8 protein-coding genes are annotated in these 11,440 nt (G+C 71.3%); 1 reads left to right on the top strand and 7 read right to left on the bottom strand.

The annotated features are described in order from the left end of the window. Together AB0J09_RS14495 and AB0J09_RS14490 are read right to left on the bottom strand one after the other, a co-directional pair. On the bottom strand, nt 1-1,270 hold a 1,270-nt coding region (locus AB0J09_RS14495), incomplete at its 3' end, for a family 78 glycoside hydrolase catalytic domain (protein WP_360689941.1). Continuing rightward, nucleotides 1,258-2,964, bottom strand: a complete 1,707-nt coding sequence (locus AB0J09_RS14490) for a hypothetical protein (protein ID WP_360689939.1) — start codon at nt 2,962-2,964, stop codon at nt 1,258-1,260. The genes AB0J09_RS14495 and AB0J09_RS14490, both read right to left, overlap by 13 nt. Nucleotides 2,965-3,067: 103 nt before the next feature. Here AB0J09_RS14490 and AB0J09_RS14485 point away from each other — a divergent pair, with 103 nt between their 5' ends. Next, entirely contained in the window at nt 3,068-4,942 is a 1,875-nt protein-coding gene (locus AB0J09_RS14485; RefSeq protein WP_360689937.1) for a beta-L-arabinofuranosidase domain-containing protein, read from the top strand. 321 nt (nt 4,943-5,263) lie between these two features. On the opposite strand, the gene AB0J09_RS14480 is transcribed toward AB0J09_RS14485, so the two are convergent. The 5 genes from AB0J09_RS14480 to AB0J09_RS14460 form a co-directional block, all read right to left on the bottom strand. Next, nucleotides 5,264-5,587, bottom strand: coding sequence for a hypothetical protein (locus AB0J09_RS14480; protein WP_360689935.1), 324 nt, complete (start codon nt 5,585-5,587; stop codon nt 5,264-5,266). Next, the gene (locus AB0J09_RS14475) at nt 5,571-6,896 is read right to left on the bottom strand and encodes a glycoside hydrolase family 28 protein (protein ID WP_360689933.1); all 1,326 of its coding nucleotides are present in this window, start codon (nt 6,894-6,896) and stop codon (nt 5,571-5,573) included. Before AB0J09_RS14475 ends, AB0J09_RS14480 begins: the two co-directional genes overlap by 17 nt. Further along, complete coding sequence (locus AB0J09_RS14470; protein ID WP_360689931.1) at nt 6,893-8,974, bottom strand: hypothetical protein; 2,082 nt, start codon at nt 8,972-8,974, stop codon at nt 6,893-6,895. The genes AB0J09_RS14475 and AB0J09_RS14470 overlap by 4 nt, the downstream gene beginning before the upstream one ends. Nucleotides 8,975-9,060: 86 nt before the next feature. Further along, a complete protein-coding gene (locus tag AB0J09_RS14465) occupies nt 9,061-10,062 on the bottom strand; it encodes a DUF5605 domain-containing protein (RefSeq protein ID WP_360689929.1) in 1,002 nt (333 codons plus the stop codon). After that, nucleotides 10,059-11,435, bottom strand: coding sequence for a DUF5060 domain-containing protein (locus AB0J09_RS14460; protein WP_360689943.1), 1,377 nt, complete (start codon nt 11,433-11,435; stop codon nt 10,059-10,061). Before AB0J09_RS14460 ends, AB0J09_RS14465 begins: the two co-directional genes overlap by 4 nt. Nucleotides 11,436-11,440 lie beyond the last annotated feature (5 nt).

The raw sequence follows: 11,440 nt of genomic DNA, 5'->3' as shown, positions 1-11,440 counted from the left end.
CGTGCACGGTGAAGCGCGGCTCGAACGTCTCCTCCGGCCGCCCCGCCGCCACGTAGTGGTCGGTGGCCTCGGCGGAGCGGAGGTTGGCGGTGTAGAGGTCGCCGTCGTCGGTGAGCGCCTCGCCGTGCCGGAGCGTGATCCGGGTGCCCGCCTCGGCGCCGCGCACCGTCAGGCGGACGCGGCCGGCGATGTTCTGGCCGAGGTCCACGATGGCACGGCCGTCGCGGACGCGGATCTCGGCCGGCGCCAGGTCCTGCGTCACCCGTACGGGCTCGGCGGCCGAGGGCACGAGCACGTCCGTGCCGGTGTCGGCGACCCCGGCCGGAGCCCACGAGGAGTCGTCGAAGCCGGCCAGATCCCAGCCGTCGAGCTCCAGCCGGGCGTCGTACCACTCGCCCATGAGCAGGTCGGCGTAGCGCAGCGGGCCGGTCGTCTCCCTCCAGCGCTCGTCGGAGCCGATCACCGTGCGGGAGCCGTCCTCGTGCTCGGCCACGATCTGGACGAGGAGCTGCGGGTCCCGCCCGTAGCGCTGCGCCTGCTGCCTGCCGTCCCAGCCGAGGCTGCCCGACCACCAGCCGTCCGCCAGCACCGCCCCCACACACAGCGGGCCGTCTCCGATCAGGTCCGTGACGTCGTAGACCTGGTACGGGACGCGCTGCCGGTAGTCGGTCCAGCCGGGCGTCAGCTCGCCGTCGCCGACGCGGTGGCCGTTGACGCGCAGCTCGTACAGGCCGCGCGCGGTGCAGGCGATCCGGACGGCGGTTGCCGGGCGCAGGTCGACGACCCGGCGGAAGTAGCGGGGCGGCGGCAGGTGCGCCGTTCGGTCGGTGCGGGGCTCGCGGTCGTCCCCGGGCGGCTCGAACGGAGGCTCGGTCTCCGGGTCGTGGGCGATCCAGGCCGCCCGCCACTCGTCGGGGTGCAGGACCCCGGTGTCGAACCACGACTGCGCGGACTCGCCGTCGCGCAGCTCGACCTGCCAGGTGTAGCGGGCGAACGACACCAGCGGCGCCCCGCCGTAGTCCGCGTGGGTGTCCTGGCTGTCGACCCAGCCGCTGTCCCATGCCAGGGCGCCGCCAGGGCCACGCACGGTGATCCGGTGGCCGGTCGGGGCGTCGCCGCGCCGGTCCGAGGCCAGCCGCCAGGCCAGCCTGGGTGTATGGGTGCCGATGCCGAGCGGGTTGCGGCGATGCTCGCACCGCAGGTCGTACGGCCGCAGGCGCTCAGAAGAAGGAGCCTCGCGCAGGGACCAGCCCATCGTCACCACATCCATTCCGTCGCCGGGTGGGTCAGCTCGTACTCGCGTCTGGGGGCCGTGGGGTGGACCTTGCGCCCGCTGTACATCGGCCGGGCCGTCCCCTCCGGGCTGATGCCGATCACGTCGTCGCCGCGCCAGCGCACCTGGTACTCGCGGCCCGCCGCGACTTCGGTGCTCGTCGTCTCCGGCACCGGGAAGGTGACGGTGACGCGCTCGCCCCGGCGGGGCGCGGGGATCGACAGGTAACCGTCCGGCGCCCACGCCCCGGTCTGCGTGCCGTCGTAGCCGCCCGAGGGACGGGAGACGCGGACATTGGCGTACCCGGCCCAGTCGGGCACCCGCATCCGCAGCTCCGGCAGGTCCTCGTGCACGTCGAGGTCCACCCGGCCCTCGTGGGGGAGGTGGCTGAGCACGGTGACCTGCCGGGTGGCCCGGGTGAGGAGCAGGTTGACGCGGGTCACCCGGTCGTCGGCGGTGACGATCGAGTTCCAGCCCCAGAACAGGCCGCGCACGCCGGAGCCGACGCAGCACGCCTGCACGTCCGCGGTGTGCCCGCGGCCCAGCTCGATGTCGCAGACGTAGTCGTTGGGGGCGCCGTACCCGGCGAAGGCGCCGAGCACGCGCTCGCCCACCCGTACGTGGGTCGTCCAGCCGGGCTCGTCGCCCGAGGCGTCGGGCGCGGACTCGACCCAGCCCAGGTCGAGCAGCTGCGACTCGACGAGGTGGTTGCGCAGGAACCGCTCGACCACGCCCCAGTAGGCGGTGTGCCCCGAGCCGGCCAGAGTGGTGCCGGTGCCGATGAGATCCACCAGGGAGCAGCTCTCGTGCTCGTACCGCTGGTCGGCCAGGTCGCCGGGCGTCCAGCCGAACGCGGTGGCCTGGCCCAGGGCCCAGTCGTAGGCGCGGCGGACGAACGCGGTCAGCTCGTGATCGCCGGTGTGGCGGGCGTACCGGGCGAGCCCTTCGAGGGTGCCCAGACGGGTGTGGAAGTGGCCGCTGCGATAGGCGCGGGCCGGGTTGAAGCTCCCGTCCTCGTTGTACACGCCGCTCTTCTCGACGATCAGACGCGCGAACCACCCGCACAGCTCCAGCGCGTCCTCGTTGCCGGTCGCCTGGTGGTAGCGGAGCAAGGGCATGATCAACCGGCCGCTGAACGAGGCCGGGTCGGGGGCCAGGTGCAGCGCGATCGCGTTGGGGGAGGGCCAGCCGCCGGGGGTGTACTCGGAGGCGGGGTAGAACCAGACGTCCCGCTCCTTGATCGCGATCCGCTTGAGCGCGGCCACGTGCCGGTCCACCAACCTCTTCGCCTCGGGATCGCCGTCGGAGACGAACCAGGTGGTCAGCGACAGCAGCACGGCCCGCTGGTCGATGAGGTTGGCGTTGGCCGGCCAGCCCACCTCGGGGCGGGCCTGCCGGTAGCTCAGCCCGTCCTCGCCGAAGAAGCCGATGAGCCTGGTCCTGAAGCCCTCCTCGACGTCCCGCCAGGTGTCCTTGCCCGTCATCTGCCTGGCGAGCAGGCAGGCGTCGAGCAGCCGGCCGTGGCTGGAGCCCCAGTCCCAGTCGCCGTGCCGCAGCACCGCCGGGCGGGCCAGGAGATCGGCGCTGAAGTACGGAATTCCGGCCATGTCCTGGTCGGGCAGTCCGGCCACCGCGTTCATCGCCAGCTCGGCCCGTTCTTCGAGCAACACCGTGTCGGGAATTTCGGGCATGGGGGTCCCTTCGCATCAAGAAAGCCTCCTGGGGCCTATGCCCTCTCTTGGGCATAAATATTCGCATCTTGTTGGATATGTAGCCCTGAGGCAGGATGGCCGTATGAGCGATGATTCGGTGGCGCGGCCGCGCCCGGAGGCGGCGGTGGCCCTGAGACCCGCCGGCCGGGGGCGCATCGAAGGCGGCTTCTGGGGCGCCAGGCAGCGGGTCAACCGCGAGGTCACGATTCCCCTGGGCGGCGAACGGGTCCGCGAGTCCGGCGGCTTCGCCAACCTGGAGCTGGCCGCCCGCGGTGCCGGAGGGGAGCACCGCGGAAAGGTCTTCGCCGACTCCGACGTCTACAAGTGGCTGGAAGCCGTGGCCTGGGAACGCGGGCGGGCCGAGAGCGACGACCTGGCCAGGTTGTACAAGGAGGCGGCCGACCTGGTCGCGGCCGCCCAGGACCCGGACGGCTACCTGCACACCTACACCCAGCTCACCGGCCGCGAACGCTACTCCGACCTGGCCTCCAGCCATGAGCTCTACTGCGCAGGCCACCTCATGCAGGCCGCCGTGGCCGGCAGCCGCGCCGTCGGCGACGACACGCTGCTGCGCGTCGCCACCCGCTTCGCCGACCACCTCGTCAAAGACCTGCCCGCCGACACGCTCGACGGGCACCCCGAGATCGAGACCGCCCTGGCCGAGCTCTACCGCGAGACCGGCGCCCGCCCCTACCTCGACCTGGCCGCCCGCATGGTCGCCATCCGGGGCCGGGAGCTCCTGCCGCTCAAAGGTCACCACGGGCCGGGCATCCGCCAGGACCGGGTGCCGCTGCGGGAAGCCGTCACGGTCGAAGGGCACGCGGTACGCGCCATGTACCTGGCCGCGGGCGCCACGGACGTCGCCGTCGAGACCGCCGACGGTGACCTGCTCGCCGCGCTCGGCCGCCAGTGGCGCGACATGGTGGCGGCCAAGACATACCTGACCGGAGGGCTAGGCTCGGTCTGGTACGGCGAGCAGTTCGGCGGCCCGCACGAGCTGGCCCCCGAGACCGCTTACTGCGAGACCTGCGCCGCAGTCGGCAGCGTGCAGTGGTCGTGGCGCATGCTCATCGCCACCGGCGAGCCCGCCTTCGCGGACCTGATGGAGCGCACCCTCTACAACGCCGTCCTGCCCGGCATCTCCCTGGGCGGGGACCGGTTCTTCTACGTCAACGCGCTCCGGGTGCGCGCCGGCGCCAACCCCGACGACCGCCGCGCCGCCGCCCGGGGCCGCCAGGACTGGTACGGCACCGCCTGCTGCCCGCCCAACGTCATGCGCCTGCTCTCCTCACTCGGCCACTACCTCGCCACCCGGGACGGCGAGGGGATCCAGCTCCACCTGTACGCGAACGGGGCGGTCCGGGCGGGGGACGTCCTGCTGGAGGTGGAGACCGACTACCCGTGGGACGGCCGCGTCGAGATCGTGGTCCGTGAGACCCCCGACCGCCCGTGGACGCTCGCCCTGCGCATCCCGGGGTGGGCCGATGGGGCGGGCGCGGACGGGCAGTCTGCCGGGCCCGGTGGTTATCACCGTGTCCGGCGGACGTGGCGGTCCGGTGACCGGGTCAGCCTGGACCTCGCTGTCCGCCCCCGCCTGACCGCCGCCGTGCCCCGGCTGGACGTGGCCCGCGGCCAGGCCGCCGTCGAGCGCGGCCCGCTCGTCTACTGCCTGGAGCAGGTCGACCACCCCGGCGTCATCGTGGACGACCTGTGCCTGGCCTCCCCGGACCTTAGCGACGGTGCCCCGCTCACCGGCCTGCCCGCCGAGGTGGTGCCGGTCATCGCGCGCGGCCGGGCCCACGTGCACCGCGAGGAGGACGGCGGCTTCCCCTACCGCACCGCCGCCACCCCTCTGGAATCGGCGCACGAGGGCCCGGTCGACCTCACGTTCGTCCCGTACTACGCCTGGGCCAACCGCGGAGCCGGCCCGATGACGATCTGGACACCCATGCACTGACGCCCCGGACGATGTGTCCGGCCGAGGCGGTGCCCGGGGCGTCTCCAGCGATGGAGCTGAAGATCGTGGGCGGCCGGTACGCCGAGCTCTCTGGCGCGCAGGCCGCTGCCGGCTCATGACATCGTGGCCCGGCAGTCGAAGCTCACGAACACTGGCGCGGGATTGTTCACGACAGCGGGCAGCAAGGCGCTCAGATAGTCCGGCACCAGTCCTCGCCGGGGACGCCCCATACCTCGACGTCGGTGAGGCTTTCCATGAGCACGCCATGGTCTTGGAACCAGATTCCGGCGGCCCGGATTCGGGTGGGAATTTCGTGATGGATCATTGTCCTGGCCACTCGTCGAGCGGTGCGGAGGTGAGCACGGGCAGCTCAGTCACCGCGAGGTCGGGGTCCAGTGGGTACATGGGACCCGGCCGGTTGGGGATGCACTTCTCACACAGGGTGCCATGAAGATCGTCATCGAGATGCCGCTGCCGTTGCTGCAAGCCGGGTAGTTGCCCTTCGGTCTCGGCGACCTCCACGAACGACACCGCGATGCGCAGGGCCGCACCGGTCTCCTTGCGCAGCCGGTCGGCGTAGCGGACATGGCTCAGTACGCGTTCGAAATGGGGCTTGCCGTGACATTGATCATTTTCCGGTCGCATGCTCCGAGGGAGAGTTGTTCACGGCGACGCCCGTGACGGACAGACGTTCCACGTCGCTCACCACGTCCGCCCGCTGCACCCGCGCGAACGAGCTGTCCCTGATCGAGATGCCCCGCAGCGGCTGTTCGGGATACCCCCGCAGCAGGTACGCGCTGCGCGTGCGATCGCTGCGTACCCCCGCCACGTGCACGTTACGGATCGGCGGCGGATCATCCCCGTCGTGCCCGTCCCCGTGGTAAAGGTCGATCGAGACGGCCTCCTTGGTCAGCTCGCTGATCTCGATGTCCTTCACGAAGACGTTCTCCACGAACCCCCCGCGCACCGAGTTCGTCTTGATGTAGAGCCCGAAGTACAACCCGGGCCCACCCCACCGGCACCGCCGCACGAACACGTTCCTGATCCCGCCGGTGGTGTCCGTGCCGATCGCGACGGACCCGTACCGGTAACGCATCTCGCAGTCCTCGATCAGCACGTCCTCGCACGGCACCCCCACGCGCCGCCCGTCCGGGCCGCGGCCCGCCTTGATGGCGATGCAGTCGTCCCCGACGTCGAACACGCACCCCGAGATCACCACCGACCGGCATGACTCGGGGTCGCAGCCGTCGTTGTTCGGGCCGCGCGAGTAGATCGAGACATCGCGCACCAGGACGTTCTCGCACCGTACCGGGTGGATCTCCCACATGGGGGAGCGCACGATCCGCACGCCCTCCACCAACACGTTCCTGCACAGGTACGGCTGGATCATGTTCGGCCGCAGGTAGTGACCGGCCCCGAAGCCGCGTTCTTGGACCGGCACCCCCTCGGCGGCCATGCGCTGCAGCTCGGCCCAGTCCTCGGCCTCGTGCGGCGTACCCTCCCGCCAGCCGAACTCCGGCGTGCCCACCCACGGCCACCAGTGCTCGGGCCCGGCCGCGCCGTCGAGCGTGCCGCTGCCGGTAACCGCGATGTTCTCCTGGCCGTAGGCGTAGATGAAGGGCGAGTAGTTGTAGCACTCGACGGCCGAGAAGCGGGTGTAGACGGCCGGCAGGTAGTCGGCGGGGTCGGTGCTGAACAGGATCGTCGCGCCCGCCTCCACGTGCAGGTCCACGTTGCTCAGCAGGTGGATGGCCCCGGTCGGGTACGTCCCCGGCGGCACCCGCACGTGCCCGCCGCCCTCCTCGTGGCAGTCCCGGATCGCGGCGCGGAACGCCTCGGTCCACTTCTCCCCGCCCTCGTAGGAGGTCACGTCGAACCAGCGGTCGGGGAACTCCGGCGGACGCACCCGGTCCCGGAGTTCGTCCGCGTACCGCCAGGCCTCTTCCTCTGTCATGACGCCTTCCTCATACGGAGCGCGTGGTAGAGCGGCAGCGCGATCACCCAGGACGGGTTCCAGGTGTTCGCCTCGCCCTTGCGCTGCCAGTTGGTCTGGAAGAACCCCTCGCCCTGCTCTCCCGGCGTCTGGAAGCCCCAGTCGCCGGGCTCCTGGCAGATGCCCTGGCCCATGGCATGCAGGATGCGGTCCGCCTGCTCCGCGTACCACGGACGGCCGGTCGCCAGGCCGAACTCCATCAGCTCGGAGGTCGGGAAGAACACGTCGAGGTGGTGGTTCTGCACGCTCACCGACGGCCAGCCGCACGCCTTGAAGCCGCGCCGCTCGAACGTGCTGCCCGTGTCGAACTCCGGCGACCACACATAGACGAACGTCAGCAGCCAGTCGGCCGCCGCCTCCGCCCACTCCGCGTACGTCTCGCGCCCCGTGAGCCGGTACATCTCGTGGGCGGCCAGGAAGAAGTACATCCCGGCCTCCTTGTCCTCGCCGGAGGCGTCCAGGGTGGCATGCGCGAACGGCCGCTCGAACGTGGCCGCGTGCAGCCGGTGGTAGCGGGCCAGCACCTCCTCGGCCCGCAGCAGCCACACCCGCTCGCCACTCAGCCGGTACGCGCCCAGCATGGCCTGCACGCACGAGATCCCCGCCGCGCTGACCATCGACGAGACCGGAGTCCCCACCGGGGTCCAGCCGACCGGGACGACGCCCTCGGGCAGCCTCGAGTGCCAGAAGATCGCGGCGGCGTCCTCCACCGCCTCCTCCCACTCCGGCGGCACCTCCAGGCCCGCTTCCCTGAACCGCAGGGCCAGCCCGGCCAGGTCGGCGATCGTCTCGCCGTGGGCGCGGCTGGAGACGAACTCGCCCCAGTTCTCCGGGCCGTCCTTGCGGAACATCTCCCATCTGCCGTCGTCGACCAGGTAGCGAGCGGAGCGCAGGCCGCGCACCGGCGTCGCGCTGCCCTCGACGTAGAAGTCCGCGGCGCGGCGTGCGCGCTCGATCCGCTCCGGCCGGTTTTCCTCGATGCCGAGCAGGGCGTCGCACAGGGCCAGCCTCATGCACTGTCCGGTCCAGCCGTACAGGTACGAGCGGGGGCGGCCGTGGCGGATGCCCTCGTAGGCGAGGTAGCCGTCGCCGTTCCAGCGCGAGTCCATGGCGTTGGTCTTGAGCCGGACGATGTCGTCCGCCGACAGCGGCCTGGCGGCCTCCTCCCGGTAGAGCTCCGTGTGCACGAGCTTCCTGAAGCCGAAGCCGCGCGGCTCGACCGAGCCCCAGTCCAGCGTGTGGCGGGTGGTGATCGTCGCTCCCGGGGCGAGGTCCCGGTAGCCGATCGGGCGGTCCGCCACCTCGGCCTTGCTGACGTAGCAGACGTCCGGCTTCCCGTCGAACGCGATCACTCCGGTCATCGCCGTCACCGTGAGCCCCGGCGACCGGATGACGCCGAGTGAGCCGTAGGCGACCGTGCCGTCCTCTTCCGAGCGGGTGGGCTCGGGGTGGGCGAAGAGGCTGACGTGACGGTCGTCCCAGGCGGCGTTGACGGCGGGGATGGGCAGGCGGTGCTCCTCGCAGACGTATCCGATGTGGGGGACCTCGCGGTTGGGGTCTGAGGAGGGGTTGTCGTTGTAGAGCACGCCCGGCATGGTGACGTGGGCGTCCTGGGCGGGGAGGGGGAGCAGGAGGCCGGCCGCCATGTCGGTGAGCTCGGTGTCGGAGTCGTTGCGCCAGGTGGTGGTGAGGGTGAGCAGGCCGTCGGGAGTGAAGGCCAGCTCCAGGTACGCGCTCAACGCCCCGGCCCGCGCCGTCACCACCACGACCCTGCCCGCTGTGTCGCCCGCGCCCCCCGCGTCTGGGACGCCATCGGGCGTGCTTGGCGCGGACAGGGTCCCCTGGCGCAGGTCGACGGTGCCAGGTTCGGCGGGTTCGATGCGCCACGGGCGCCCGATCGAGGCGGTGAGCAGACCCCGCAGCGGCGCCCGCAGGTGCGAGGCGTCCGCGTCGCGGTGGCAGAGCAGCACCTCCGGCCCGCCCGGCCCTGTCACCACCTCGACGACCTTCCCGCCGGGCTCGGCAATGGAGGCGAGCACGCCGACGTCGGTCCGGTCGCTGGACCGTTGATGCGGTGACTGGATCGGATGACCGGAACGTTGGTCCGGTGACTCGCGCACCGACGTCACGGCACCCGCCGCAGCCGAATGGCCTGTCCGACCGTCCCGGGCAGCGGGACCGTCACCGTCGGGCCCTCCTGAACTCCGTGCGGAGTCACCGTCATCTCCCATGTGTCGATCACCTCGACCTCGTACCGCCCGGCAGGCACGTCGTACGACCGCTGCGGAAACCGATGCTCCCCGCAGAACTCCAGGTAGAACTCCCCGGGCAGCTCGAGCATCGGAGCGTCGCGGTCGAGGTGACGGGCCTCGTCCGGGATGGCGACGAGCACCTCCCGCAGCAGCCGCAGCCGCGGTACAGCGTCGCCGACGAGCGTCCCGCCGCTCTCCGACCAGGTCAGCCCGTCCTCGTCCACGTACGACTCCCCGTGCGTCACACACCGCCGCCGCACCGCCCCATCCCACGCCTGGGCCACGACGTCCTGCGGGGTCAGGCTCAGCCACGGATCGGACGAGTCACCCTCATAACCGCACATGTCCATGACGACCGGCTTGTGGTGGTCCCGGGTCTGGACCCACGCGTCGCGCGGACTGCGCGCGGTCACGCTGCCGTGGGTGAAGGCGCGCCTCCACAACAGCGGCGAATCGGCCGGGACGGTGATCGACAAGGGATGGTGGCCGGGGTCCTCCTCGGCCACCAAGTCGGCCAGGTGCACCCAGCCATGCTCAGAGATGCCGGGAAAGCGCGACGGGTCGGCCGACAGCGACCACCACACGTTCGGGTGCGTCGCCAGGCGCGGCACCACCTCCTCCAGGCAGCGGGCCGCGGCGGCCACGTCCGTGATGCCGTCGTCCGGATGCAGCAGCACCAGCTCGGCGGTCACCCCGATCCCGGCCAGCTGCGCCACCCGCTCCTCCAGCGAGTCGAGCGTGCACCGGCCGGCCAGGGCAGCCATCCGCACCCGGTCGAAAGGCGAGGACTCCAGCGTGGCGAGCGTGTGCGCACGCCGCTTGTCATCCTGCAGGTGCCAGGCGAGCGCGGTCGTCGCCATCCCCTTGATGATCATTGCGAAACCCTCGTCATCCGCAGCGCCAGGTACGGGCGGCGCGGCAGCGCGACCCGCACCCGGTCCTTGTGCTCCCCGTCCACCGGGGTGACCGTCATGTTCCAGGTATCGATCAGCTCCACCCGGTAGGGGCCGTCAGCCGGCAGCTCGACCGTCACCTGGGCCTGCTGCCGCCGCCCCAGGTACCGCAGGAAGGCGTCGCCGCGGCTCTCCTCCATGCGCCGCAGGAAGGCGATCCTGGCCGGGCTGTCGCCGAACAGCCCGCCGCCGTTGCTGATCCAGGCGCGCTCCTGGAAGCCGAGCAGCGACTCGCCATGGCCGACGTAGCCGCCGCGCGTCATGCCCTCCCAGAACCGGTCCACCAGCTCCTCGCCGGTGACGTTCCCCCAGCGCTTGTCGAGGTTGCCCTCGTAGCAGATCTCGTCGAGCACCACGGGCTTCGGGCAGGCGCGCAGCCACTCGTCGGTCGGGGTGACGTCCCAGTGCTGGATGCTCTGGTGCGTCACCCAGGGTTTGGTGAAGTCGTACAGGGTCGCGATCTCGTACATGCGGGTCCCGTTGTGGATCGAGCGCAGGTGCTCGTACGGGTCCAGCCGCGCGATCGTGCGCAGGATGTCGTCCCAGTCCTCGACGGTCTTGGACTTGTTGAAGTCGTACTCGTTGGCGGCCGACCACCACACGTTGCGGTAGGCGGCCAGGCGGGCGATGACGTACCTGAGGTAGGCGTGGTCGGTCTCCCGCCCCATGTCCTCGATGCCGCGCAGACCGCCGTCGTACGGATGGAAGAGGATCACGTCGGCCTCGATCCCGAGGTCGCGAAGATCCTGGATACGGGACTCCAGATGGCGGAAGAAGACCGGGTTGAACCGGGACTTGTCCAGCCCGTCGGGGTCATGCCCGGCGAACGGCACCTCGGGCGGCATCATCGCGCCGGTCGGCAGCACGCACATGCGCAGCTTGTTGAACGGCGAGGCCGCGAGCGTGCGCAGCGTGCGCTGCTCGCGCTCCTCGTCCATGTCGTGCGTCCAGTGGTAGCAGGTCGTCCCGAAGGGCAGGTACGGCGTGCCGTCCGCATACTCGAAGTCGATGCCGGAGGCCCGCACGGGGCCGTGGTTGCCCTCGGAGGCAGGTGATACCTCGAAGACGCCCGTGTGCCCGTCCAGCTCGGTCACATTGCTTACGGTCGTGTAGCTCCACGGACCCACCGCGTCCGGCATGAACCGGACGCGGTAGACGCCGTCACCGTCGTAGAAGCCCTCGGCTTCCACGATGCGGTTGCGGTACTGGTACCGGGCCGACAGGCGGACCTCCGCGAAGGGGTTGCCGCCTGCCGGACCGGCCAGCTCGAGCTCGTGGACGCCCCAGCGTTCCACGGTGG

This window comes from Nonomuraea sp. NPDC049784 (assembly GCF_040659615.1).
GTDB lineage: Bacteria > Actinomycetota > Actinomycetes > Streptosporangiales > Streptosporangiaceae > Nonomuraea.
Note: the sequence above shows the minus strand (reverse complement) of the source record. Positions and strands in the feature narration are given on the sequence as shown.